Annotated in this window: 18 protein-coding genes; 10 read left to right on the top strand and 8 right to left on the bottom strand. The window is 61.1% G+C overall.

Annotated elements, in window-relative coordinates:
* Nucleotides 1-144: 144 nt before the first annotated feature.
* Entirely contained in the window at nt 145-1,224 is a 1,080-nt protein-coding gene (locus tag NW812_RS05250; protein WP_414394745.1) for an ABC transporter substrate-binding protein, read from the bottom strand.
* A gap of 30 nt (nt 1,225-1,254) precedes the next feature.
* Here NW812_RS05250 and nadC point away from each other — a divergent pair, with 30 nt between their 5' ends.
* The 3 genes from nadC (at nt 1,255) to NW812_RS05235 (ending at nt 4,715) form a co-directional block, all read left to right on the top strand.
* Nucleotides 1,255-2,097 (top strand): carboxylating nicotinate-nucleotide diphosphorylase, encoded by an 843-nt coding sequence (gene nadC / locus NW812_RS05245; RefSeq protein WP_414394743.1) that lies wholly within the window; start codon nt 1,255-1,257, stop codon nt 2,095-2,097.
* A gap of 137 nt (nt 2,098-2,234) precedes the next feature.
* Nucleotides 2,235-3,167 carry a quinolinate synthase NadA gene (nadA, locus tag NW812_RS05240; RefSeq protein WP_414394741.1) on the top strand — a complete coding sequence of 311 codons (933 nt, stop codon included), beginning with the start codon at nt 2,235-2,237 and terminating at the stop codon, nt 3,165-3,167.
* 39 nt (nt 3,168-3,206) lie between these two features.
* On the top strand, nt 3,207-4,715 hold the full coding sequence (locus tag NW812_RS05235) for an L-aspartate oxidase (protein ID WP_414394739.1): 1,509 nt from the start codon (nt 3,207-3,209) through the stop codon (nt 4,713-4,715).
* Here NW812_RS05235 and gndA read toward each other — a convergent pair.
* Nucleotides 4,712-6,121, bottom strand: coding sequence for an NADP-dependent phosphogluconate dehydrogenase (gndA, locus tag NW812_RS05230; RefSeq protein WP_414394738.1), 1,410 nt, complete (start codon nt 6,119-6,121; stop codon nt 4,712-4,714). The genes NW812_RS05235 and gndA overlap by 4 nt on opposite strands.
* 90 nt (nt 6,122-6,211) lie before the next feature.
* Nucleotides 6,212-6,739, bottom strand: coding sequence for a pentapeptide repeat-containing protein (locus NW812_RS05225; RefSeq protein WP_414394737.1), 528 nt, complete (start codon nt 6,737-6,739; stop codon nt 6,212-6,214).
* Nucleotides 6,740-6,777: 38 nt separating this feature from the next.
* On the opposite strand from NW812_RS05225, the gene larC reads away from it, so the two are divergent.
* The 4 genes from larC (at nt 6,778) to NW812_RS05205 (ending at nt 12,885) form a co-directional block, all read left to right on the top strand.
* Complete coding sequence (gene larC / locus NW812_RS05220) at nt 6,778-7,971, top strand: nickel pincer cofactor biosynthesis protein LarC (protein ID WP_414394735.1); 1,194 nt, start codon at nt 6,778-6,780, stop codon at nt 7,969-7,971.
* A gap of 115 nt (nt 7,972-8,086) precedes the next feature.
* Complete coding sequence (locus NW812_RS05215; RefSeq protein WP_414394734.1) at nt 8,087-10,081, top strand: ABC transporter ATP-binding protein/permease; 1,995 nt, start codon at nt 8,087-8,089, stop codon at nt 10,079-10,081.
* Nucleotides 10,082-10,198: 117 nt separating this feature from the next.
* Complete coding sequence (locus NW812_RS05210) at nt 10,199-11,980, top strand: NADPH-dependent assimilatory sulfite reductase hemoprotein subunit (RefSeq protein ID WP_414394732.1); 1,782 nt, start codon at nt 10,199-10,201, stop codon at nt 11,978-11,980.
* A 113-nt stretch (nt 11,981-12,093) separates the two neighbouring features.
* Nucleotides 12,094-12,885, top strand: coding sequence for a tetratricopeptide repeat protein (locus NW812_RS05205; RefSeq protein WP_414394731.1), 792 nt, complete (start codon nt 12,094-12,096; stop codon nt 12,883-12,885).
* A gap of 53 nt (nt 12,886-12,938) precedes the next feature.
* Here NW812_RS05205 and NW812_RS05200 read toward each other — a convergent pair whose 3' ends face one another.
* Entirely contained in the window at nt 12,939-13,298 is a 360-nt protein-coding gene (locus tag NW812_RS05200) for an STAS domain-containing protein (protein ID WP_414394729.1), read from the bottom strand.
* Nucleotides 13,299-13,404: 106 nt separating this feature from the next.
* On the opposite strand from NW812_RS05200, the gene NW812_RS05195 reads away from it, so the two are divergent.
* The 3 genes from NW812_RS05195 to lgt all read left to right on the top strand — a co-directional run bounded on the left by NW812_RS05195 (nt 13,405) and on the right by lgt (nt 16,719).
* Nucleotides 13,405-14,622 carry a glycosyltransferase family 2 protein gene (locus tag NW812_RS05195; protein WP_414394728.1) on the top strand — a complete coding sequence of 406 codons (1,218 nt, stop codon included), beginning with the start codon at nt 13,405-13,407 and terminating at the stop codon, nt 14,620-14,622.
* Between the two features lie 193 nt (nt 14,623-14,815).
* Nucleotides 14,816-15,508, top strand: a complete 693-nt coding sequence (locus NW812_RS05190) for a response regulator transcription factor (protein ID WP_414394726.1) — start codon at nt 14,816-14,818, stop codon at nt 15,506-15,508.
* Between the two features lie 74 nt (nt 15,509-15,582).
* Nucleotides 15,583-16,719, top strand: a complete 1,137-nt coding sequence (gene lgt / locus NW812_RS05185; RefSeq protein ID WP_414394724.1) for a prolipoprotein diacylglyceryl transferase — start codon at nt 15,583-15,585, stop codon at nt 16,717-16,719.
* A gap of 8 nt (nt 16,720-16,727) precedes the next feature.
* On the opposite strand, the gene NW812_RS05180 is transcribed toward lgt, so the two are convergent.
* The 4 genes from NW812_RS05180 to NW812_RS05165 form a co-directional block, all read right to left on the bottom strand.
* Nucleotides 16,728-18,629, bottom strand: a complete 1,902-nt coding sequence (locus NW812_RS05180; protein WP_414394722.1) for a tetratricopeptide repeat protein — start codon at nt 18,627-18,629, stop codon at nt 16,728-16,730.
* Entirely contained in the window at nt 18,630-20,111 is a 1,482-nt protein-coding gene (locus tag NW812_RS05175; RefSeq protein WP_414394721.1) for a site-2 protease family protein, read from the bottom strand.
* A gap of 47 nt (nt 20,112-20,158) precedes the next feature.
* On the bottom strand, nt 20,159-21,250 hold the full coding sequence (gene acsF, locus NW812_RS05170) for a magnesium-protoporphyrin IX monomethyl ester (oxidative) cyclase (RefSeq protein ID WP_414394720.1): 1,092 nt from the start codon (nt 21,248-21,250) through the stop codon (nt 20,159-20,161).
* Between the two features lie 100 nt (nt 21,251-21,350).
* Nucleotides 21,351-25,940, bottom strand: coding sequence for a glutamate synthase-related protein (locus NW812_RS05165; protein WP_414394718.1), 4,590 nt, complete (start codon nt 25,938-25,940; stop codon nt 21,351-21,353).
* Nucleotides 25,941-25,953 lie beyond the last annotated feature (13 nt).

The following is a 25,953-nucleotide window of genomic DNA, read 5'->3' as shown; positions in this document are numbered from 1 at the left end:
AGGGTTCCTGCGGATTTTAGCCAAACCAGAGGGATGTAAGGCTGAGCTAAGGGAAAGCTAGCAAGGGTGTCAATCTTGACTTAGACAAGCCAACAATCGCTATCTGCCCCTAGGGAGGTTACCGGGCCGCTGCAGGGCATAGGCCTAGCTCTTCTTGTAGTAATCAGGACCTTTGTTGACAAAGTCCAGGGTGTAGGCAGCTCGGTAGTTGATAGTTGGCTCAAAGACGCCTGCTACAGTCATGGTCTCAAAGAAGCTTTGCCAACGTTCGTGGGTCATGGCGCCAATGCCCTTTTCCAGGGCGTCGCCAGACAAAATGATGCCGTACTCCTTCAACTTCTCAAAGCTGTAGGCCAACTGCTCATCGGTCATCTCTGGGTTAGCCCGCTTGATGAGGCGATAGGCGGGGCGAGGATCCTCGAGAAAGCTGTACCAGCCCTTGATGGAGGCATCGACAAATCGCTGCACCAAGTCAGGTTTGGTTTCCACCAGTTGGCGCCGCGTCTCGATGGTGGTGGCATAGGGGTTGTAGCCGTAGTCGGCCAGGAGGAAAACGACTGGCTTAAACCCTCCCTGTTTTTCGATAGCAAAAGGCTCAGAAGTGAGATACCCCTGCTGGGCGGAGCTGGGATCGGCCAAGAAGGGGCCAGGGTTGAAGTTGTAGGGGCGGGTTTGGTCGTCAGTAAAGCCGTACTTGGCTTTCAGGAAGGGCCAGTAGGTGGTAAAGGCCCCCTTGGACACGAAAATGGGTCGGCCCTTGAGCTCCTCCAGGCGCTTGGTGCCGGGATGGGCCAGGAGAACCTGCGGGTCTTTTTGGAAAATAGCCGCCACGCAGATGAGCGGGATCCCCTCCCGCACAGCGTTGATGACTCCCGCGCTTCCCCCCATGGCAAAGTCAGCAGCTCCACCGGCCAAAATCTGGGTGATGTTGACCTGGGGGCTGCCCATCTTGATGGTGACGTCTAGCCCGTACTCGCGGTAAATGCCTGTGGCCACCGCCTGATAGAAGCCGCCATGCTCCGCTTGGGCATACCAGTTGGTAGCATAGGAAACTCGGTCGAGCTTGGATCTCTGCGCCACGATGAGGGTGGGGGAAGTTCGCCGCTGCGCTTGAGCACCTGCTGCGGCCAGCAAACTGCCTCCCAGCGCGGCAGCTCCTGCTTTGAGCAACCGACGACGGCTGAAAGTGCCACTATTGGACTTAGGGGATCCAGCCGAGGCCATAAGCAAATAAGCAACTCACTTCTGCAGAAGATGATGCAAGCATTCTACATCCCAGAGGAGACCCTGTGCGCCTGGCTATGGGAAGATCTCGGCCACGGCGATCTCACCAGTGAGCTGACCCTGCCCCCTGGCGTGGAGGGCGAGGCAGTGATCCTGGCAAAGGAGCCAGGGATCCTAGCGGGTTTGGAGATTGCCAAGCGGGTTTTCCGGCTAGTGGATCCCCAGGTGCAGTTCGCCCCCAAGGTAGAGGAAGGAGCCTCTGTGGTTGCTGGCCAGGAGGTAGTCCAGCTCAAGGGATCCCTGCGGGGCATTCTGGCAGCAGAAAGGCTGGCGCTAAACCTTCTCCAAAGGCTTTCCGGCATTGCCACCCTCACCCGCACCTACGTAGAGGCGCTGCGGGGAACTTCAGCCCAGCTTTTGGACACCCGCAAGACCACCCCTGGCTTGCGCGCCCTGGAGAAATACGCCGTTCGAGTCGGGGGCGGCAAAAACCACCGCTTTGGCCTCTTCGACGGCATCTTGATCAAGGAAAACCACATCCGCGGCGCAGGCGGCATCTCGGCAGCCATCCAGCGGGCCAAAGCAGGTGCCCCCCACCACCTCAAGGTCGAGATTGAGGTGCGCAACCTCCAAGAGCTGGAGGAGGCTTTGGCAGCAGGCGCCGATCTGATCCTCCTCGATAACTTCCCCTTGGAGCAGATCCGGGCTGCCGTTCAACGAGTGGGGGGGAAAGTTCCCCTAGAGGTCAGCGGCAACATGAACCTAGAGCGCGCCCGGCAAGCGGCTGAGGCAGGCGTGGATTACATCAGTGTGGGGGCCCTGACTCACTCAGCCAAGGCCTTGGATCTCTCCTTGCTGGTGGTGCGGCCTTGAGGTCTGAGCGGGGGCTGTTTCTAATGCTAGGCTAGGTAAATAGCCCAAGCCCGGCTGCTGGGCAACGCTTTGTCTAGGATTTTTTGGCAGGCAGCCCGGCAAGTCAGGCTCTGTACCCGATGGCCGGCCTAGATAGGATGACAGAAGCAACCCTTGTGCAGGAAATTGCTCGGCTCAAGCGAGAAAGGCAGGCGGTTATCTTAGCCCACTCCTACCAACTCCCTGAGGTGCAAGAGGTGGCGGACTTTGTGGGAGACTCGCTGGGCCTGGCCCGTGAGGCGCAGAAGACGAACGCCCAGGTCATCGTCTTTGCGGGCGTCCACTTCATGGCCGAAACGGCAGCCATCCTCAACCCGGAAAAGACGGTGCTGCTGCCGGATCTGGAGGCTGGCTGCTCCCTAGCCGACAGCATCCGCCCGGAGGATGTGCAGCGCTGGAAAGAGGCCAACCCAGAAGGCCTGGTGGTTGCCTACGTCAACACCGCTGCCGAGATCAAGGCCCTAGCCGATGTCTGCGTAACCAGCGCCAACGCCGTTCAAGTGGTGGCTAGCCTGCCGCCAGATCGCCCTATCTTTTTTGTGCCGGATATGTTCCTGGGGGCCTATGTAGCCCAGGCAACGGGGAGGGAGCTGGACCTGTTCCCCGGCGAGTGCCACGTTCATGTCGGCATCCGTGAGGAGCACCTCAAGGCGATGGCAGAGAGGCACCCAGAGGCGGAGTTCCTCATCCACCCCGAGTGCAGTTGTGGCTCCAGTTGTCTATTTCTCAAGCCGGACGCCAAGCTCCTTTCTACCGAGGGGATGGTGCGTTATGCCAAAACTTCGGCCAGCCGCGAGTTTGTGGTCGCCACCGAAGTGGGCATTCTCCACCGGCTGCAAAAAGAGGCCCCCAACAAGAGGTTTATCCCTGTCAAAGCAGACGCCGTCTGCGAGTACATGAAAAAAATTACTCTGGAAAAGATCTATCGCTCCCTGCTGGAGATGCGCCATGTAATCCAAGTGCCAGAGGCGGTGGCCGAAAAAGCCCGCAAGTCCCTCCTGGCCATGCTGTCGGTGCCGGCGGGAGCCTAGAAGGGGGGCGCCCCGGTCGAGGGGCGGTTTTGTCCAGTGGTGTCCACGGCTTTCCCGGCGGAAACAGACCTCCTGATCCTGGGAGCAGGGGTGGCAGGGGTCTATGCAGCCCTGTGGGCGGAAGCGGAGGGGGCCAGAGCCCTGGTGGTGAGCAAGGATCCCCTCCCCTCGGGATCCACTCCTTGGGCGCAGGGGGGGGTGGCTTTTCCGCTGGATGCGGCGGATGTGGAGGCCCACCTCCAGGACACCCTGCAGGCAGGCCGGGGCCTGGTGGAGGCCGAAGTGGCCCGCTCCATTCTGGAGGAAGCGCCCTTTCATCTGGAGAAGCTTTTGTCCTGGGATCTGCCCTTCCACCCTGAGCCAGTGCGGGAAGGGGGCCATTCGCGGGCGCGGGTACGCCATCTGGGAGGGGATCGAAGTGGGCTATGGCTTCTCAGAGGCCTGCTGGCTCGCCTGAGCAAGCCGCCTTTGGAGGGCTACACAGCCCTCAGCCTTTTGATGGCAGGGGAGAGAGTGGGAGGAGCCCTGCTCCTCGGGCCGGAGGGCTTTCTTCAGGTAAGGGCGGGGGCGGTTCTCCTGGCTACAGGCGGGTTTGGCAGCCTCTTCCCCCTCTCCACAGCTCCGCCGGGAGCTACTGGCGATGGCATGGCCCTGGCCTGGCGAGCAGGGGCCATTCTCAGGGATCTCGAGTTTGTGCAGTTTCACCCCACCGTTTTGCCCAATGGAGCCCTGGTCAGTGAAGCCGCCCGAGGGGCGGGGGCCGTGCTGCTCAACGCCTGGAGGGAGCGCTTTATGCCTCGCTATGCGGAGCTGGGGGATCTAGCGCCGCGGGATGTGGTGGCCCAGGCAGTGTTCTGGGAGCAGCAGCGGACGGGGGGAGTTTACCTGGACCTCCAAGCTGTGCCCCATCTGGAAGAGCGCTTTCCTACCGTTGTTGCCTCTGCCCGCGCTTTGGGGCTGGATCCCAAAAGAGAGCCCCTGCCGGTTGCTCCCGCTGCCCACTACGTCATGGGCGGCGTGCGAACGGATGCTTTTGGCTGCACGGGCCTGCCGGGCCTCTACGCGGCGGGGGAAGTGGCTTCTACAGGCCTGCACGGGGCAAACCGTTTGGCTTCCAACAGCCTTCTGGAGGGGCTGGTCATGGGCAAGCGGGCTGCCCTAGTCGCCCTACGGGACCTCCAGGATCCACCGCGGCAGGTGCAGGCTCTACCAGTGCTGACGGCGCCGCCCTCTCTGCTTCCCAAGCTCAGGCAGCAGGTGGGAGAAGCCCTGGGCGTGGTGCGGGAGGGAGAGCAGTTGCGGACTTTTCTGGCTTTTGCAGAGGCCCTACCCCTGGAGGAAAAGCCCTGGGCCAGCCGGGAAGAGGTCGAGGCCGGGAGTTTGTTGCTGCTTGCCCGCCTGGTGGCGCAAGGGGCTCTGTTGCGAGAGGAAAGCCGCGGAGCCCACTTCCGCAAGGATTTCCCCCAAGAAGGAGAGCCTTTCCATACGGAAGTGTGGGGCTTTACGGTTAAGCAGACGCCCCTGGGTCTAGGTGGGGCTTCCCTCTAGGCGCTCCAGGTGTGGTGGAAAACCCCCGGCCTGTCGATGCGCTCAAAGGTGTGGGCGCCGAAGAAATCCCGCTGGGCCTGGGTGAGGTTTTGGGGCAGCTCGGCAGTGCGGTAGCTGTCGTAGTAGGCCAGGGAGGCGCTGATGGCCGGGATCGGGATCCCCAAAGCTGCTGCGGTGGCCACCACCCGCCGCCAGGATCCCTGCCTTTCCTGGATGGCCTGCTTGAACTCCTCATCCAGAAGCAGGTTGACCAGCTCCGGATCCCGCTGGTAGGCTGCCTGGATTTTGCCCAGGAGGCGGGCGCGGATAATGCAGCCCCCCTTCCAGATGCGAGGGATCTCGCTAAAGGTGTAGATGTAGCCGTGGGCAACGGTGGCTTGCCGCAGCAGCGCCATCCCCTGGGCATAGGAGCAGATCTTGGAACAATAGAGAGCGGCACGCAGATCCTGAAGGAAGCGCTCGGGATCCCCTTCAAAGGTGGTTCCTGGCCCTTGCAACTGCTTGGAGGCAGACACCCGCTCTTCCTTCATCGACGAGAGAATGCGGGCCTGCACTGCCGCCTCGATGGTGGGCACTGGCACCCCCAAATCCAGGGCGTCCTTGACCGTCCACAGGCCCGTGCCCTTCTGGCCTGCCTTGTCCAAAATTAGGTCCACCAGCGGCCTGCCCGTCTCCGCATCCAGCGTCCCCAAGATCTTGGCGGTAATCTCAATCAGAAACGACTCCAGCTCCGTCTCGTTCCAGGCTTGGAAGATCTCCTGCATCTGGGGTGCCGAAAGCTTCAGCCCCCTGCGCATGAGGTCGTAGACCTCGGCAATGAGTTGCATGTCGCCGTATTCGATGCCGTTGTGCACCATCTTCACGTAGTGCCCGCCCCCTTTGGGCCCCAGGTAGGTGACACAGGGGCCGTCCGGCCCTTGGGCGGCAATTTTGGTGAGGATGGGCTCCAGTAAGTGGTAGGCTTCCAGACTGCCGCCAGGCATGAGGCTGGGGCCGTTGAGGGCGCCTTCTTCCCCGCCGCTCACCCCCATGCCGACAAAGTGGATCCCAGTAGGCTCCAGGGCCGCGGCGCGCCGGTCGGTGTCGCTGTAGAGAGAGTTGCCGCCATCGATGAGGATGTCGCCCGGCTCCAGCAGCGGTTTGAGCTCGTCGATGAGAGCATCCACCGCTGGGCCTGCCTTGACCATGATCAAGATTCTGCGGGGCCGCTCCATTTGTTGCACCAACTCCGGCAGGCTATAGGCGGGGGTAATCTGTTTGCCCTGGGCTCGCCCTTGGATGAACTGCTCGGTTTTGGAGCGGGTGCGGTTGTAGACAACAACTGGAAAGCCGTTGCGTTCGACGTTGAGGGCCAGGTTTTCCCCCATCACTCCCAGGCCAATCACCGCAAAGCTGGGCTTGCTCATGGTTGGGGCACCATCAACACCTCACCCAATCTAGAGGTCGATCCGAGCGGCCGGTTCTAGGGATCCTGTTTTCTTTACCTTTGCCGGCTTTCAAGGACAGCCTAGACTCGCGCGGGTGGAAACTCCGGTTACGGGATGGGATCCCTCCGCTCGCTGGCACAACTGCCGCAGGGCCGCCCGATCCACATAGGCCTCGCTGAAGTCGGCGCCGGCAATCTGAGCCCCTTCCCAAACGGCCCGCGCGGCGATTGCTCCCCTGAGGTTGGCTCCTCGGAGGTCGGCACCCGCTAGGTTGGCCAGATCCAGCAGGCTGTTGCTCAGATCCGCCCCAGCCAGGTTGGCCCCCGCCAGATTGGCCTTGGTGAAGACCACGCCGGTGAGGTTAGCCCCGTGCAGGTCGGCACCCTGCAGGTTGGCGCTGACAAAGCTGCTGCCTCGCCAATCCTGACGCGACAGATCCTGCCCTCGCAGATCGGCGTTGTTGAAGTTGAGGCGAGTCTGGCCGTTCGCCGCCGATCCCCACAGACCCCACAGCAGCAGCGTCGCCGCCAGCAGGATCCCCAGGGGGATCCGCAGCTGGGATCCCCTCTTGGCTTTTGCTGCCTCAGGACGCTTCAAAGCGCTCAACTTCTTCCGCGAGTTCTTATCATGCTGGTATGAAAGTAGCTTACTTTGACTGCGCAGCGGGCATTGCCGGCGACATGTGCCTGGGGGCGCTGCTGGATTGCGGGGTGCCCCTGGAGTATCTCAACCAGCAGCTCCAGGCCTTGGGCATCGGGGGGGAATACAACCTGCAGGTGAGTCGCGTGCAGCGCTGTGGGCAGCCTGCCCTGCAGGCGGTGGTGGAGGTACTGGACGGATCCCCGCCCCCCCGTTCCTGGTTGGAGATCCGGGCTTTGATTGCCGGATCCCACTTGGCCCCTGCGGTCAAGGCCCGCAGCCTCAAGGTTTTCGAGAAGCTGGCCCAGGCGGAGGCAAAAGTTCATCAGGTTCCCCTGGAAAAAGTGCATTTCCACGAGGTGGGGGCTGTCGATGCCCTGGTGGATATCGTCGGCACCTGTGTTGGCCTCGACTGGCTGCAGGTGGAGCAGGTGATCTCTTCTCCCCACCCCATTGGCGGCGGTTGGGTCAGCACCGAACATGGCCACCTGGCGGTGCCCGTTCCGGCGGTGATTGAGCTGTGGGAAATGGGGCGTGTGCCAGTGTTCAGCAACGGCGTGGAAGCCGAGCTGGTTACCCCCACCGGGGCAGCCTTGGCAGTGGCGCTGGCAGAAGAGTTTGGGCCTTGTCCACCGCTGCGGCTGGAAAAAGTGGGGCGGGGGGCTGGCAGCCGTGAGCTGCCCATTCCCAACATCTTTCGCCTTTGGATTGGTCAATCGCAGGGGCATGAGCCGACCGAGATTGTCTCGGTCTTACAAACCCAGATTGACGATCTCAACCCTCAAGTGATTGCCTACACCTGTGAGCAGTTGCTGGCCCTGGGTGCCTGGGACGTGTTTACCCAGCCCATCACCATGAAGCAGGGACGACCAGGGGTATTACTGACGGTCATCTGCCCGCCGGATCGCGTGCTGGAGTGCCAGGATCTCCTCTTCCGGGAAACCACCACCCTGGGCATTCGCCACTCCCTGCAGCAGCGCACCGTCCTGGAGCGGCGGATCGAGCGGGTGGAAACTCCCTACGGCCTGGTGGACGTCAAGGTGGCCTGCCACCACGGCCGCATTGTCAACGCCCAGCCGGAGTTTCGCGACTGTGTGGCCCGCGCCCAAGAGTTCCGCGTGCCGGTGCAGACGGTGTGGCTAGCGGCCCACGCGGCATGGCAAGAGCGGCTGCAAGGGGATCCCGCCTAGCCAGTCGGACTTGCCAGCTAGAGAAGTTGCTCCTGCTGAACAGAGATGGGGATCCCTGGCCTGCTAGCCTGGAAGATGTTGTAAGGCTCCCACGCTCTTGCCGACGGCTGCCAACATGGACTCCCAGACCTACCAGTTTAACTTCGACCGCAAACTTTGGGACCGCTTTATCACCGTAGCTCAGCCATATTTTTACCCGCGGGTGCGCTATGGAGGCTGGATTTTCTTTGGCCTGCTAGCAGCATCCATGGTGTTTGTGGTTGCCCTCATGTTCTTTGTCGAGATTGGGGTAACCCTGGTTGGAAAGGCCCTTTTTCCAGAGTTCTTCCGAACCCTAGCAGCAGGCTTGGTCGAGCAAACAGAGAGAAACCTAGCCTCGCCAGTGCTATGGGTGGCAGCAGCCAGCTTGGCCCTAAGCAGCCTGGCGTTTGGGGTGGTATGGAGGCAGATCCATCGGCGCTGGTTGCAATGGGTGCTCCTTACCTTTTTGCTGTTTCTGTCCCTAACAGTAAACCGGCTAAATGTAATGATTAGCTTTATCTTTCGTTTTATCGACACTGCCCTGCAGCAAAAGGAAGAGAGCACCTTCTGGCAGTTTTTGATCATCTACGGGGTGTTGATCATCTCAGCCATTCCCATCTTGGTGATCTACCGCTATACGCGGCTAAAGCTGGGCCTGTTTTGGCGGGAATGGCTAACCGACTACTTCCTGAATCGCTACTTTGACCGGCGGGCCTACTACGAGCTGGATTCCAACGCTGCCAACACCGAAATCGATAACCCTGACCAGCGCATTTCAGAAGACGTTCGCTCCTTTACTGGCACCACCCTTTCTTTTTTGTTGGATATTCTCGACTCAATCCTCACTCTCTACGCCTTCACCGGCATTCTCTACAGCATTTCCCGCGTGCTGGCGATAGGATTGGTTATCTACGCTACCATTGGCACTGGCATTGCCGTTTTGGCTGGTCGCAGGCTGATTAAAATTAACTTCGATCAACTGCGCTACGAGGCCGACTTTCGCTACAGCCTAGTACACGTGCGAGACAACGCCGAGTCCATTGCCTTTTACCAGGGCGAAAACCTAGAGCTAAGACAGATCCTGAATCGCTTCGCTGCTGCCTTGCGCAACTTTAATTTGTTGATCATTTGGCAAGCAATTATCGATATCTTTCAGTACGCCTATAACTACTTTACCCGCATCGTTCCCTATGTGATTGTGGCCCCTCTTTACTTTAGCGGCGTGCGGGATTTTGGCACCATCACCCAGGCCACCATTGCCTTTAGCCAGGTGCTGAGCGCCCTTTCGATTGTGGCCAACCAGATCCAAAGCATCTCCAGCTTTGCCGCCGGGATCAACCGCCTGGGATCCTTTTACGAAGCTTTGGAGGATCCGGCCCTGCGCCAGCTGCGTCCTCGAGAAAGCGCCATCCAAACCCGCATTGCCCCCCACCTGGCGCTGCAGCATGTTACTTTGCTTACGCCCAATTCGGAACGAATCTTGGTTCGGGATCTGTCCCTAAGTTTGGAGGCAGGCCAACGGCTATTGATTGTAGGGGTCAGCGGCAGCGGCAAGAGCTCCCTGCTGCGAGCCATTGCTGGCCTGTGGAGCAACGGCCAGGGATCCATCGCCCGTCCCGACACCGGCGAGATGCTCTTCCTGCCCCAGAAGCCCTACATGCTCCTGGGATCCCTGCGGGATCAACTCCTCTATCCAGGCCGTCGCCGGGATCTGACCGACGAGGAGCTCCTGCAGATCTTGGCCCAAGTTAACCTCGCTGATTTGCCGGAGCGGGTGGGCGGCTTCGACGTGGAGAAAGATTGGGCCAGCACTCTCTCTTTGGGCGAACAGCAGCGCCTGGCCTTTGCCCGCATCTTAATTACACGGCCCCGCTACGCCATTTTGGACGAGGCCACCAGCGCCCTGGATGTGGCCAACGAAAAACTGCTCTACCTGCAACTGCAACGCCTCAACACCACCTACGTCAGTGTCGGCCACCGCCCCACCCTCCTGGCCTACCACGACCTTGTCTTGGAGCTGCAGGGCAACTCTGCCTGGAAACTCTGGTCGGCGGCAGACTACAGCGCCCGCTTGGGGCTGGCTGGCTAGAGCTTTGGGGCCGGCTGTAAGCGCTACGGCAGGCTGTGGAGAAGCCAAACTGGACGTTGCTGGCAAGAGGTGATACCCTGTTTCACAGGTATTCCGACCGGATTACTGGGGAATTAGATGACCTCCTCTGCCACCTCCGAAGCCAAGCGCTCCAAAGTAGAGCACATCAAGGCTGAAAGCAACTTTCTGCGGGATCCCTTGCAGCAGGAGTTGGCCCAAGACACCACCCACTTCAGCGAAGCGGCGGTGCAGGTGCTGAAGTTCCACGGTGTCTACCAGCAGGACGACCGGGATCTGCGGCAGCAGCGAAAGCAGGAGGGACTGGAGCGGGCCTACCAGATGATGCTGCGCACCCGCATTCCGGGGGGGCATGTGCCGCCACAGCTCTATCTGACCCTGGATCGGCTGGCCGATGAGTATGGCAACGGCACCTTGCGCGCCACCACCCGACAAACCTTGCAATTACACGGGATCCTGAAGAAAAATCTCAAGGCCACAGTGGCCAGCATTATTCGGCAGATGGGATCCACCCTGGCTGCCTGTGGAGATGTCAACCGCAACATCACGGCGCCGGCTGCCCCCTACAAGAACCGGCCTGCCTACCGCTATGCCCAGGAGTATGCGCGCAAACTGGCAGATCTCCTGGCGCCGAAGACCTCTGCCTACTATGAGATCTGGGTAGATGGGGAGCCAGTTCCCATCCCGCCGGTGGATCCGGAAGTCCGGGAAGCCGAGCAGTTTGTCGGCAATGGGGTAAGGCTGGAAGGGCCGGAGCCTCTGTATGGCCCAGTCTACTTGCCCCGCAAGTTCAAGACCGCCATCACCGTGGCTGGAGAGAACACGGTCGATATCTACGCCCAGGATCTGGGCCTAATTGTGCTCACCGACCGCAAGGGCAACCTCAAGGGCTTCAACATCGTGGTGGGCGGAGGGATGGGGCGCACCCATGGCAAGGAAGAGACGGAGCCCCTTTTGGCCCAGAAACTCTGCTTTGCCCCGCCAGAGACGGTGTATCGGGTTTGCCAGGCGGTCTTGGCCGTGCAGCGGGATCACGGCAACCGCTACGACCGCAAGCAGGCGCGGCTGAAGTATCTTGTGCGCGACTGGGGGATCCACAAGTTTCGCCGCGTGGTCGAGCAGTACCTGGGGGAGAAGCTATTGCCCTTTCGGCGCATGCCTAAGTTTGTCCCCAACAGCGACGACTACCTGGGCTGGCACGAGCAGGGGGATGGCCGTTGGTTTTTGGGCATCTCTATTGAAAATGGCCGCATCCAAGATACGCCGGAGCGGCAGCTCAAAACGGCACTGCGCAAGATTGTGGAGGAATTTGCTCTCCACCTGCGGCTTACCCCCACGCAGGACGTGATCCTCATCGACATCGAGGAGCACCAGCGAGAGGCCATTAACCAGATCCTCAAGTCCCACGGAGTCCCCTCCAAGGAGGAGATCCCAGAGCTGGTGAGGCTGTCCATGGCCTGTCCGGCGCTCCCCACCTGTGGCCTAGCCATCACCGAGTCGGAGCGGGCCCTGCCCAGCTTGATTCGCCAGTTGGATCAGGTGGTGCAGGAGCTGGGGCTACAGGACTCGCCCTTTTTGGTGCGCATGACCGGCTGCCCCAACGGCTGTGCCCGCCCTTACTTGGCGGAGCTGGGATTGGTGGGATCCGCCCCCGATGGCTACTACCAAATCTGGCTGGGGGCTAGCCCGCGAGGGGATCGCTTGGCCCAGCCGTTTCAGGATCGGGTGCATGTTAGCCAAATTGTGCCCCTGATGCGGATTCTCCTGCAGATCTACAAGCAGGAGCGCCAGCCCCAAGAGCGCTTTGGCGACTACTGCCACCGGGTGGGGATCCCCTACCTGCAGGCCCAGGTGCAGCAGCTCCAGCAGGTTCAAAGTTAAGGGAGCTGCCCTTCACGGAGGTCAAAATGAGTTCCTAAGGTCTAGCCGAGAGGCTGCTGGGCTTCCAAGGGAGCGAATGATAGAGTACAGAGAGATTTTGTGCGAGCTCCTTCATGCCTCAGTCCAAACCTGACAAATCGCCCCTCCGCAAATTCCTAGAAGCCCTGGTGGCGGTGGTCGGCCTAGCGATGTTCCTGGGCTTCTCCTTTGGTCCTATCCTCCAGGCACTAGGACCTTCGGACTCCCAGGACACCGCTAGCTTGGTTACCGAGCAACTGCGGGCCCAGGCGGATGGCTATCGCGCCGTGCTGGAACGGGAGCCGGACAACCCCATTGCCCTGCGGGGACTGGTCGACACGCAACTGCAGCTCAACGAGCCGCAAGGGGCAATCGAGCCGCTGAAGAAGCTAGTGGAACTGGAGCCGGAAAATCGGCAACTGCGAGCCTTTTTGGCTCAAATTCAGCGGGATACAGGAGATCTGGAAGGGGCGCTGGAGCAACTTCAAGTTCTCTACAAAAAGGATCCCAAAGATAGCCAAGTCCTCCAGGAGCTGGCTGAGGTTCAACTAGCTTTGGGCCGCACTTCTGAAGCTGTTGGCCTGCTGGAGAACTATCTGAAGGAAGTCCCGGAAGATAGCGACGTCCGCCTGCGCTTGGCCTTTGTCTATGCCCGCAACAATCAGACCGAAAAAGCCATAGCTCTTTACGACCAGTTAATTGCGGAGGATCCCAGTGACTATGCCCCAATCCTAGGCAAGGCGATGGCCCTTAGCTCCGCCACTGACGACAACCTACGGGCAAAAGCCCCTGAGCTATTTGAGCAAGCAGCCCGCCTGGCCCCGCCCAAGGTGCGGGAGGAAATCCGGCAACAGGCCAAGCTCTATGCCCAAAGAAACCAGCCTTAGGCTGTAGAGAGTAGGGGACTGCTGCCTGAGGATGTAGGTAGCAGAACTTGCAACTAGCCGTCCCCCTTATAGGCGTCGGAGAGATTCTTGAGAGCCACTTCCACCGACGGATAAGTCTCGAAGAGAGAGTCCAGACGGGTAACCTTGAGAACCAGCTTGGCTTGTTCTCCTAGGCCGCAGAGCTTGAGATGACAGTCGGCGGCGGCGCAGGCGCGTCTTGCCCACACCAAAGCCGAAACTCCCCTGCTGTCGATCTGCGTAACCTGGCTCAGATCCAGCAAGAGGTGCTTGGGTTTCTCGGCGAGAATCTGACTCAGCTCTTTCTGCACCAAAGCACGCTCCAGCTGTCCTGCAGGAAGCTTGACAAGGGCGACAAGGGATCCCCCGGGGCTAAGCTGAGTGGAAACGTCCACAAAGGGCTAAAAAAGAAAAAGCCGAGGGCAAGGGTCACCTTGATTCTGAACCAAAGCCACCGGCTTGGGCCTTGCTGGGCAACTTGGAGGTAGGAAGGTAGCTCTAATGGATACGCACGCGATCCCGATGGAGGATGCGGCTGCCTTGGGTTTGTTGGCCCTACAGCTGCCGATGGCGGCGGTGTTGCTGGCCCGGCTGCTGCCCTCTCTGTGGCGTCCTTCTCCTCTTCCTCCTGGTCAACCGGGGATCCCTTTTCCGCCGGGCTTGGTCAGCGTCTTGCTGCCTACCCTCAACGAAGCCGAGCGCCTGGATCCCTGTCTAGAAGGGCTGCACCAACAGGGATCGGTCGTGCGCGAGGTACTGGTGGTGGATAGCTGCTCCCAGGATGGCACCCGCGAAAAAGTGCTGCAGATGGCCAAGCGGGATCCCCGCTTTCGCCTCTTGACCGACGATCCCCTGCCCAGCGGCTGGGTGGGTCGTCCCTGGGCGTTGCACTACGGATTTCTCCATGCGGATCCCGCTTCTGAGTGGATCTTGGGCATTGATGCCGATACCCGCCCCCAGCCGGGCTTGGTGGAGCGCTTGCTGGAAACTGCCCAGGCCAAAGGGCTGGATCTCCTCACCCTGGCGCCGCAGTTTATCCTGCAGCACTGGGGGGAAGGCTGGCTCCAACCAGCTCTTTTGGCAACCCTAATTTACCGCTATGGAGCGCCAGGGGACACTGCTACTACCCTGCCAGAGCGGACGATGGCCAATGGGCAGTGCATGTTGGTGCGCCGCTCGGTGCTAGAAGCCATGAACGGCTACACGCTGGCGCGGGCCTCCTTCTGCGACGATGTCACCCTGGTGCGGCAGATTGCGGCAGCCGGCTTTAAGGTCGCTTTCTGCAACGGTCGGCACCTGCTCAAGGTGCGCATGTACACTTCTTTGGCCGAAACTTGGCGGGAGTGGGGCCGATCCCTGGACTTGAAAGATGCCACTCCTGCAGCCCAACTGTGGGGGGATATCGCCCTACTGGTGCTTACCCAGGGGATCCCAGTCTTAGCGGTTGGGGGTCTGGGGCTCAAGGCCGGGCTGGGGTTCCCCTTTTCCCTAACGGAGCAGGTGCTGCTGGGTCTTAACCTGGGCCTAGTTGCCTTGCGACTGGGAGTCCTTGTGGGCATTCGCGGCTCCTACCAAGATCCCCCCTGGACGTTTTGGGCTTCGCCGCTGGCGGATCCCTTGGCCGTCCTGCGAGTGATCCTGTCGGCCCTCAGCCGGCCCCGCTCTTGGCGCGGGCGCACCTACTCGTCATCAGCCGAGCGTAGGAGGAGTGGGGGTTAATCTAAGTGTTCGCCACCCTCGGTTTCGGGGATAGCTGGGAGATCCTGTAGCTGCAGCAAATCTCTCCTTCAGGCAGCAGCCGCTTGTGGGACACGTAGCTGGCGCAGGCTTCACGTTACCCCGCCTGTCAATCCCTACGGCTAAGGTATGCTGGTGGGCAGGGAGCCGATTTCCCGCCTCTTCTGGAGAGAATATGCCCGAGCCGGAATCCTCCTCTGCCCACATTCTGGTGATCGAAGATGAGGCCAAGTTGGCCCGTTTTCTGGAAACTGGGCTGACCTATGAAGGGTACCGAGTCAGCGTGGTCGGCGATGGCACGGCGGGGCTAGCGGCAGCCCGCACCCAAAACCCCGACCTGGTGCTCTTGGACTGGATGTTGCCCGAGATCTCGGGGTTGGAGGTTTGTCGCCAGTTGCGCTTGACGGGCGACCGCGTGCCGGTGGTGCTAATGACGGCTAGCGATGAGGTGGCAGCTCGGGCGGCAGGGCTGGAGGCTGGGGCGGATGATTATGTCGTGAAACCCTTTAGCCTTCAGGAGTTACTGGCGCGGATACGGATCTATTTGCAGCACCCCAAGGGATCCCCCCATGGCCAGTTGGTGTTCATGGATCTAACGCTGGATCCCGTGACGCGGGAGGTGAGGCGGGGAGAGCGCCAGGTGGAGCTGACCGCTAAAGAATACGAGCTGTTGCGCTACCTCATGGAACATCCCCGCCAGGTGCTCACCCGCCAGCAGATTCTGGAGCATGTGTGGGGGCACAACTTTGCAGGCGACTCTAACATCATCGAGGTTTACATTCGCTACTTGCGTCTTAAGATCGAAGCTCCAGGAGAGAAGCGCCTCATCCAGACGGTGCGCGGGGTAGGCTACGTGTTGCGAGACTAGGAGCGCGACCGGAAAATTCGTCCTACTGGCGCGGCGTGGAAGCCAACTGCTGGAACTAAGTTGGGGGATTGGGGGTGCAGAGCGTGCTGGGGATGAATCTACGGGGTACTGAGCTGCTAGGCCTTACTTTTAGCTCGCCCGGGGAATTCGTCTTCCGCTTTCCCCCCAGCACTCCCCTGGTGGGCGGGCTAGGTTTGCGTTGGTACGGCCTGCTGATGGGCATTGCCGTGTTGGTTGGCCTAATCCTGACCAAAGCCCTAGCAGAGGCCCGTCACCTCGAGAAAGAGCCGGGCAAGGCCAGCGAGCGGGTCGAGGCCCTGGCCTTGTGGCTAGTGGTGTCGGGGTTTCTGGGCGCCCGACTTTACTACGTCCTCACCCATTGGTCAGAGTTCCGAGACAATCCCCTCTTGGCCTTTGCCATCTGGCGGGGAGGCATCATCATCCACGGTGGGATCCTGGCGGGGGCGCTTGCCCTTTACCTCTATTGCCGCGCCACCGGGATCAACGGGTGGAAGTACGCCGATGTGATTACCCCCGGCTTGATCTTAGGCCAAGCCATTGGGCGCTGGGGCAATTTGTTCAACTCCGAGGCCTACGGTGCCCCCATTCCTCCTGACAGCAGTTGGCCTTTGCGGATATATATCCCTCCCGAGGCCCGCGAGCCGGAACACAGCCAGTTTGAGTTTTTTCACCCCATCTTCTTTTACGAAAGCCTCCTTAACCTGGTTCTGTTTGCCCTCTTGATGGGGATGTTCTGGCGCTTTCCCAAGCTTAAGGATGGCACTTGGGTCTGGACCTATGTCGTCGGCTACAGCCTGATTCGCATCCCCTATGAAATCTTACGCGTGTCGGCGGTGGCCTATCTGCCGGGAACTTCCGTTAAGGCTGCCTATGTGGCCAGCGCCGTAGGCCTAGTGCTCGGGATCGGCATGCTAATCTACATGTACCGGCTGCGCTTTGATCCCGACCTGGAACAATTAGCCGCTTGGCTAGCCGAACAGGCGGGGCTGGAGCTGGAAACAGCCGCAGACCTTGTGCAGCGGGCCTGGGCCATCCAGCAACAACATCGCCGTGCTGACTTGCTGGATCGCGTCACCCTAGCCATGCCCCATTTTTCCAGCGCGGTTGCTCCCCACCTCTCTTTGGGCCAGCGGGAGCTATTGATGCGGCAACTGCTCTGCCGTCTGGAAGGTCGGGACTCCGGCCAGTAAACTCCCCCTCAGCTCTTCAGAGTTTGCAGCCACGCTTCCAGGGCGCGGATGGGGGCGGGATCCCGGTAGACCCGTTCCTGGCGGGCTTTTACCTGCCGGCCCACTTTCTCACGCCAGCGGTCGTCCAAGCCCAGCCGCACGGCAATCTGAACGTACTCATCCAGGCTAGAAGCAATGGTTTCGTGGAGCTCCATTTGCTGCAGGATGGCGTAGGTATGGCGGCCCCGCATCAGGGATCCCGGCAAGGTAACAATGGGCAGGCCGTGGGGCAAGGCTTCCAGGGTGGTGTTGCCGCCAGACCAGCCGATGCTGTCTAGGTAAACATCCCCCAGGGCGTTGTAGGCAGCGTATTCGGCGGGCGAGAGCTCCGGCAGCAGCAGCACATAGTCTTCGGCGGCCAGGCCGTAGGCGCGGAAGGCTCGCTGCAGCCGTTGCCAAAAGCGCTGGCGGATCCCTTGGGAAAGGCGGCCCTGGAGGAATAGGAATTGACACTGCCCCACCTCCCGGGCAATGCGGGGGAACACCTCATCGTATTGGGGCAGGTATTTGAACAAGGATTGGGCACAGAGGTAGAGCACCCTGTCGGGATCCACCCCCCAGGCCTGCCAGTCTACAGAAGCAGGTGCAACCTCCGAGGGGATGTAGTAGGTGCCGAGGCCGGGCAGGAGCAGGAGCTGCTCAGTGTAGTGGCTGGCCCCGTCCGGCGGTTCCATCAGCTCGCTGCTGATGAAGACATCCATTGTTGGTAGACCGGAAGTTTGGGGATGGCCCCAGGCCATGGCCTGTACCGGCGCCAAACGCAGGGCAGCCAGTTGAGCGCAGACCGGGTCGATGCCCACTTCTGGGTAGAGGAGCACGTCCAGTTGGGCCTCTCGAATGACTGCCTGCCACTCCATTAAGCTGCGGGATCCGGCCACAAACTGCTCAAAGCGAGAGGGCAGGGAGCGCGTGATCTCGTCTTGGATGGCCGAGGTGTGGAAGCCGTAGAGGGCCTCTTGGGAGCGATCCAAAGCTTCTACCCAGCCGCGAGTTAGGATCTTCCAAACCGAGTGATCCCGGAACAGGCCGGAGACGATGCCTACCCGAAGCCGCCCAGGACGTCGCTGCTGGGGAAGGGAAGGCTGGGGGTAGCGAGCCGCCATGACCTCCCCCACTAGGGATCCGTACAGTTGCTGCAGCTCGCGGTCGTTCTGGCCCTGGTAGGGCAAAAAGAAAGGCTGGACAGAGCCGACGCCGGCAGCCGCTTGCTCCAGGGTTTCTGGATCCCGCGGCAGTTGCTCCCAGCGGGCCTTGACCTCTTCTAGGGCCTGGCGGTAGCGCTGGCGAGCGCTTGCTATCTGTTCCGGGGCGTCGTAGAGCAGGGGCAACTGGCTGACACACCAGCCCAGGGCGGCGGCCAAGTCGGCTGGATCCGCTTGCCAGAGTTGGTAGAACAGCTTGGCCGCTTCCTCCTCTTGCCCGCAATCGCGCAACAAGATGGCCAGGATATGGGCAGCATCGGTAAAGTCCGGCTGCAACTCCAGAGCCTGCAGCAGCGGCACCAGCGCCGCCTCCCACTCCCCCTGCTCCAACGCCTGCTGGAGGTGAGCTTTTGCCTCCTCCAGGTAACCTACCTGCTTGAGGGCAATTGCCAGATTGTAGTGGGCGTCGGGAAACCACGGCTGCTGGGCTAGGGCCTGCTGCATCAGGGCAATGGCTTCCTCTAGGACTCCCTGCTGCTGTCGGCAGACCCCCAAAAGGTGCAGCGCTTCCGGGTGGGCGGGCCGGGCCTGCAACACCTGTTGGTAGAGGGAGATGGCCTCTTCCAGTTGCCCCCGCTGGTGATGGTGGACAGCCTGAACCAGCAGGGCCTGCAGGTGCTTTTCTTGGTCCTCTCGGCTGGGGCCCAAGCCTTTTCCTGGCAGCGACATTTAGCCGTTGGGGAGGTTGAGGAAGCCCGCCAGGGCGGGGGCAATTGGCAACAGGGTCATCACCATCAAAAAGAGGGCTAACAGCGCCAAGGCATCCCGCTGGCCGTCGGTTTCCGTAATCTCATCCTGCGGGGGACGCTCCGGCTCACGGGCAATAAAGAGAATGAGCAGCGCCCAGTAGAGGGCCAAGACGTTGCTGATGGCTGCCACGGCCAACGCAATGAGGGTAATCACCGTGGCGCGGGCTGCTGTCTTGCGCCCATACACGGCCTGCACAATGCGACCCCCGTCCAACTGGCCAGCAGGCAGCAGGCTCAAGGCGGTGATGGCCAGCCCAATCCAGCCCACGGCCACGAAGGGGTGAATGGGCACCAGCTCCGCCTGTAGCTGGGATCCCAGCACCAGCCGCGCCAGGGTGCCCACCAGGATGGAGCTGCGAAAGATCTCCGTAGGCACGTACACGCCTCCAGCGCCCGAGAGCTTCAGGCCAACCAGCAGCACCACCAAGGAAAGGAGGCCGCCCGCTGCTGGTCCAGCAAAGGCGATGTCGAAGAGGGCCTTGCGGTTGGGCACCGGCGATTGGATCCGGTTTAGGGATCCCAGGGTGCCAATCCCTAGGCTGGGGATAACAAAAGCGGGGCTGAGGCGCACCCCATACCTGCCGGCCATCCAGCGGTGTCCGGTCTCGTGCACCAGCAAAATGGCAAAGATCCCAGCTGCCACGGGCAGAGCTTCCACCCAGCGCCCTGGCGCCTCCAACAGCCGGAAGCCCAGCAAGTTGGCCCCCACCTCTAGGGTGGCCAGAAAGCTAGCTAGCATTAGGCCTGCGGCCAGAATCTGGGCTCCCCTCGAGGCGCGGTAGTTAACTATCTCGTCTGGCAGAACCACCACCGCCGGCTTTTCCGAGGCATCCTCGACCAAAAACAGTTGGTAGCGGCTGCCCACGCGCTCTTTGAGCTTTTCCACCAGTAGGGGTACGACCACCTCGGCGTCCCCGCGGAGGTTGCCCTTAAAGATGGCCCCCTCCCCATAGGGGATGGTTTCAGTAACAAAAAAGGTGTCCAGGCTGAAGATGGACTGAATAGCTTGCAAATCCTCGGCGGAGATCTTGCGCAGAAACCCTGCTGGCTCCGCCGCAGCCTGGGTCGACGCCTCTGCTGCCCCTTCTGGTTGCCCCTCTAAACTAGCCAACTGCTGCCGCCGCGCTTGCAGCTCCTGCTGGACCAACTGGCGGGTTTTGCGCCCCACAGCAATGTAGAGCCCCGTAAACACCAGCAAGAGCAGCAAGAAGCCGGCAAAGTTAAGGTAAACTCCCACCAGCAGCAGCCCCAGGAAGATCACCCACGGCAAAAGGAGCAGGGATCCCTGCAGCCACATCCAGACGGCTAGGGATCCCCGCCGGCGGGCTCGCCAGAAGCCCCAACCCAAAAAGGCCAGCGTTCCCAGCAAAAAGAGCGGTGTAATCTCAGCAGCAATGTTCATGGCTGACCTAGCAAGGCTGTACGGGTATCCAGCTAGGGCAAGAGGGCTTAGGCGGAAACGGCTGCTCCTTCAAAACGAGGCTCTGGCTCCTCCCACAGGTAGAAGCCAGCTTTGCGCGGCTTGAGTAAGAACAGCCGCAGGAACTGGTAGGCGTTGTTGAGGTAAAGCGGCAGCTTGCGCAGACCCTTGAAGGGGCCAGATCCCCGTTCAATCTCCCTCAGTTTGGCGTTGTTGGCTATACACTTCTGCAGCCGCCGCACAAACTCAGGGTTTTCCACATCCAATACCACTGGGAACACCTTAGCCGCCTCGCGGTTGGTTTTGTAGATCACCTCCATGTCATAGACATGGGGATCCAGGCCGAGGAGGCGGTAGAAACCCGGGCGCTCGCCCACGTCGTTGAGGTACATGGTGGCAAACACCGACAGCAGGAAGAAGCGGCACCAGAGCTCAGCTACCCATCCCCTGAGCAGCCGTGGCTGGCTAAGAAGCACAAGGGCAAAGAAGTCGCCGTGCCGGTTCTCGTCCTGGCACCAGTTCTTGAAGAAATTGAAGATGGGGTAGATGCGGTTTTCAGGATGGGCCTCTAGGTGGCGGTAGATGAGGATGTAGCGCCAGTAGCCAATCTTCTCAGACAGATAAGTGGCGTAGAAGATAAAGCGGGGCGCGAAATAGGTGTAGGACTTGTGCTTGGTCAAAAAGCCTAGATCAAAGGCCATGTTGAAGTCGCCCATGGCCCGGTTGAGGAAGCCGGCGTGGCGGGCTTCATCCCGGCTCATGAGGGCAAAGCACTCGGCCAAAATTGGGTTAGTCTCCTTCAGCCGGCGGGAGAGCTCCTTATAGAGGAGGAAGCCGGAGAACTCTGCCGTGCAGGAGCGCTCCAAAAACTCCACAAACAGCCGACGCGCCTCCGGATCGAGGCGACTTTCCCAGTCTTGGTTAAACTCCTCGCCGCGGACAAAGTGGTGGCGGTTGTAGTCGGCGCGAAACTCCTCCAGAATGGCTCGGAAGTCGGCCTCCCGATCCCCTAGGCTCATCTTGCCAATGGCTTCGAAATCGGTGGTGTAGAAGCGCGGTGTCAGGATAGTCTCCTTGGGTACTCGCGCCTGAATCTTGGCGGCTTCCAGGCTGGAACTCATAGGTAGCTAAAACAGATAAAAACCAGCTACACCCTCGCAGTTTACCAGTTCCCTTAGCTGCCGTGGGGATAAGAAGTGTTACCAACAGACCCTGAAACTCCTACGACTGCACTGCCGCTGGCTGGGATCGGGCGGGATCCGTTAGCTCACTGCCCTCTTCGGAAGGGGGAACCACCTGCCAGAAGAGAGGGAGGTAGCGCTCCCAGTTCTTGAGGATGCGCTCAGCTTTGGGGGAATGGGTGCGGCGGTAGTGCTCCTGGACCAGGCCCTTGAGTTGCGCTTCCGCTGCTGCGGTTTGCACCCGCTGAATGCGCACGATCTCGCCGTTGACCTTGGCGGGGAAGTTGCCCTCCTCATCTAGCACGTAGGCCAGGCCGCCGGTCATGCCTGCCCCCAGGTTGCGGCCCACCCGGCCCAGCACCACCACCACGCCGCCGGTCATGTATTCGCAGCAGTGGTCGCCAGCCCCCTCGACGACTGCCTGGGCACCGGAGTTGCGTACGGCAAAGCGCTCTCCCGCCTGGCCGTTGGCAAACAGGGATCCGCCCGTGGCTCCATACAGGCAGGTGTTGCCCAGGATCACGTTTTCCGCCGGATCCCGTGGGGCTTCTGGGGGAGCTAGGATGACGATTTCGCCGCCGCACATGCTCTTGCCCACGTAGTCGTTGGCTTCTCCCGTCAGGGTGAGGCGCATGCCCGCCAGGGTAAAGGCCCCAAAGCTCTGGCCGGCTGTGCCCACAAAGCGCAGATCCAACAGCCCCCCCTGCTGGGCAAAGCCCCCATCCCCATACCGCCGAGCCAGGGTGCCGGCGATGCGCCCGCCCACACAGCGGTCGGTGTTCGCGATGGGGAGTTCCAACGTGGCTGTGCCGCAGGTCTCAATAGCCTTTTGCACCTCAGGCCGGGCCAGGATCTGCTCGTCCAGCACCGGGCCGTTGGAGTGCACCGGTTCATGCTCTAGCCACTCGGGCTGACGGTGAGGATCAAAGCCAGGAGGAGTTCGCAGCAGACAGTCCAACTGGAGAGACTGGGTTTTTTCCAAAGCCACGTCGGCGCGGGGGCAAAGCAGATCCACCCGCCCAATGACCTCTTTGAGGGAGCGGTAGCCTAGGCGGGCTAGGATCTGGCGCACCTCCTCGGCCACAAAGGTAAAGAAAGTTACTACCTGATCTGGAGTGCCAGGGAAGCGCTTGCGCAGCTCCTCCTTTTGGCTCGTCACCCCCACCGGGCAGTTGTTGGTGTGGCACACCCGCGCCATGATGCACCCCTCGGCAATCATGGCTACGGTTCCAAAGCCAAACTCCTCTGCTCCCAGCATGGCCGCCATCACCACCTCCCAGCCGGTGCGCAGGCCGCCATCCACTCGCAAAATCACTCGCTGCCGCAGGCCGTTTTCCAAGAGGGCGTGATGCACCTCCACTAAGCCCAGCTCCCAGGGTGAGCCTGCGTGTTTGATGGAGCTGAGAGGGGAAGCCCCTGTGCCTCCCTCGTGGCCAGAGATCTGGATGATGTCGGCATTGGCTTTGGCTACCCCTGCTGCCACCGTGCCGATGCCCACCTCCGCTACCAGTTTCACCGACACCTGCGCCTGGGGGTTGACCTGGTGGAGGTCGAAGATCAACTGGGCCAGATCCTCGATGGAGTAGATGTCGTGGTGGGGCGGCGGCGAGATCAGGGTTACCCCTGGCTTGGAGCGGCGCAGCTTGGCAATGTAGGGGCTGACCTTTGAGCCGGGCAGTTGCCCGCCCTCGCCTGGCTTGGCGCCCTGGGCAATCTTAATCTCGATTTGCTGGGCGTTGACCAGGTACTCAGGGGTTACGCCAAAGCGGCCCGAGGCCACCTGCTTCACTGCCGAGCTGGCGTTGTCCCCCATGCGCAAGCCCCTAAGGTGAGGGAACCGCGCCGAGGTCCCCTCCGGCGTCACATCGGTGATGGGGAGGTAGCGCTCTGGGTCCTCTCCGCCCTCGCCGGAGTTAGACTTGCCACCGATGCGGTTCATGGCAATGGCTAGGGTCTCGTGGGCTTCGCGGCTGAGGGCCCCTAGCGACATCCCCCCCGTGGTAAAACGCTTGAAGATGGCTGTAACGGGCTCTACCTCTTCCAGGGGAATGGGATCCCGGTCGCTGCGAAAGTCAAGCAGATCCCGTAGGGCCGTGGGGGGGCGGTTGCGCAAATAGGCCCGGTAGATCTCGTAGTGATCGGGCTGCCCAGAGGCGATGGCCCTGTGCAGCAGCTTGGCCATTTCTGGGCTGTTGATGTGGTACTCGCCCTTAGGCCGCGCTTGGATAAAGCCAAAGTTCTCCAGCTTTTTCGAGGTGAGCTGGGGGAAGGCCCGCTGGTGATTTACCATGCCCTCGCGAGCCAAGTCCGCCAGCGTCATTCCCCCCACCTGCGACACCGTGCCGCGGAAGGCCAGGTCGATCACCTCTTGGCTGAGACCGATGGCCTCGAAGATCTGGGCCCCGTGGTAGCTGGAGAGGAGGGAAATGCCCATCTTGGAGAGGATCTTGAGCAACCCCGCCTCAATGGCTGCCCGGTACCGCAATTGGGCTTCGGCCACAGAAATCTGGGGCAGCTTGCCACTGGCCATCTGGGTCTGGGTCTTGGGCTTGTGCCACCACTGGCGCACCGCCTCGTAGGCCAGGTAGGGGCAGACGGCGCTGGCCCCGTAGCCAATTAGGCAAGCAAAGTGGTGAGTGCTCCAGCACTGGGCCGTCTCCACCACCAGAGAAGCGCGTAGGCGCAGCCCCTCCTGGATGAGGTGATGGTGGACGGCTCCCACGGCTAGCAGAGGCGGGATCAAGGCCTGCTCAGCGCTGAGGCCCCGATCCGAGAGGATTAAGATCTCTGCTCCCTCCCGCACTGCTTGCGCTGCCTCTTGGCACAGGGCCCGCACTTGGGCAGCCATTCCTGCTGGCCCGGCGGCGATTGGGTAGAGGGTCGGCAACGTGCGGCAAGGAAAGGGCGTGCGCTGCAGGGCGGCCAGCTCCGCCTCGTTGAGCACGGGGCTGCGTAGGTGCAGCAGGCGAGCATGCTCGGGCCGGATCTGCAGCAGGTTGCCTTTGGAGCCCAGGTACATGTCCAAAGACATCACCAAGCTTTCCCGCAGGGGATCGATGGGGGGGTTGGTCACCTGGGCAAAGCGCTGCTTGAAGTAGTCATAAAGGGGGTGGGGCTGGGTGGAGAGCACCGCCAGCGGCGCATCATCCCCCATGCTGAAAACCGGCTCTTTGCCTGTGGCCGCCATCTCCTCGATGATCATCTCCACGTCTTCCAAGGAGTAGCCGCAGGCCGTCTGCAGCTGGAGGAGTTGCTCCTCGGTAAGCTGCGGGGCGCTCTCAAAGTCTTGGCTAGGAAGCTGAACGCGGTAAGTCTTCAACCACTCCCCATAGGGGTGCTGAGCTGCCACCTGGGTCTTGATCTCCCAGTTTTTGTAGAGCTGGCCGCTTTGCAGATCCACCATGAGCATCTGCCCTGGCCCCAGCCGCCCCTTTTCTAGGATCTCGGCTTCCGGCAGGGAAACCACCCCCGCTTCCGAGGCGACCACCAGCAATCCATCGCGGCTAAGGGCGTAGCGGGCCGGGCGTAGGCCATTGCGATCCAGCGTGGCTCCAATAGTCTTGCCATCGCAGAAAACCACCATGGCCGGCCCATCCCATGCTTCCTGCAGGCCGGCAAAAAACTCGTAGAAGTCGGCCACTTCGGGACGATTGGCTAACTCCGGCTGGTGGCGGTAGGCCTCCGGGATCAGCACCATCATTGCCTGCTGGCTGGAGTAGCCCGAGGCAATCAAGAGCTCGAAGACCGCGTCCAGGCCTGCTGAGTCGCTGGTGCCGGGGTCAATGACGGGTTTGAGCTCCTCAATAGCCTCGCCCCAAAAGGGATGGGCCAAAGAGGACTCGCGGGCAGCCATCCAGTTGACATTGCCCAGGTAGGTATTGATCTCGCCGTTGTGGCAGAGGTAGCGGAAGGGTTGGGCCAGGGACCACCGGGGCAGGGTGTTGGTGCTGAAGCGGCGGTGGTAGGTGGCGTAGGCAGTGGTGTAGAGGGGGTTTTGTAGATCGCGGTAAAACTGGCCCAGCGCGGCTGACTGCACCATGCCCTTGTAGACAATCAGCCGGCAGGAGAGGGAGGCAAAGTAGAGGGAATGAACGCCAAACCGGCTCTCCACCTGTCGCCGCAGGCGCCGCCGCAAGAGGTAAAGCTGCCGCTCCAGCTCGTCTCCCTCCAGCGTGGGGTGAGTAAGCAGCATCTGCCAGATGGAGGGCAGAGTCTGCCGTGCCATCGGCCCCAGGCAGTCTGGATTGACTGGCACCTGGCGCCAGATGGGCTGCCCCCACTCCGTAGTAGCCAAGTAGTCGTCGATGAGCTGGCGCACTGCCTGGCAGTCAGCGGGATCCTGAGGCAAAAACAGCATGCCCACTGCACTGCGGCTGGGATCCCAAGCTCGAATGGCCTCAAGCTCTGCCTGCAGCAGCTTCCAGGGAATAGCTGTAGCAATACCGGCTCCATCCCCACTTTGGCTGTCCCCGCCGCAGCCGCCGCGGTGCTCCATGCAGGCAAGGGCAGCGAGGGTTTTTTGCAGCAGCTCGTGGCTGGCTCTTCCCTGGCGATCTACCAAAAACCCGACGCCACAGCTATCCCGCTCTTGGAAGTGCCAGCTTGCGTTTAGGATGGGAGCCGGATTCATAGGGTGAAGAAAC

The organism is Synechococcus sp. O70.2, from assembly GCF_047462135.1.
Classification (GTDB): domain Bacteria; phylum Cyanobacteriota; class Cyanobacteriia; order Thermostichales; family Thermostichaceae; genus Thermostichus.
Note: the sequence above shows the minus strand (reverse complement) of the source record. Positions and strands in the feature narration are given on the sequence as shown.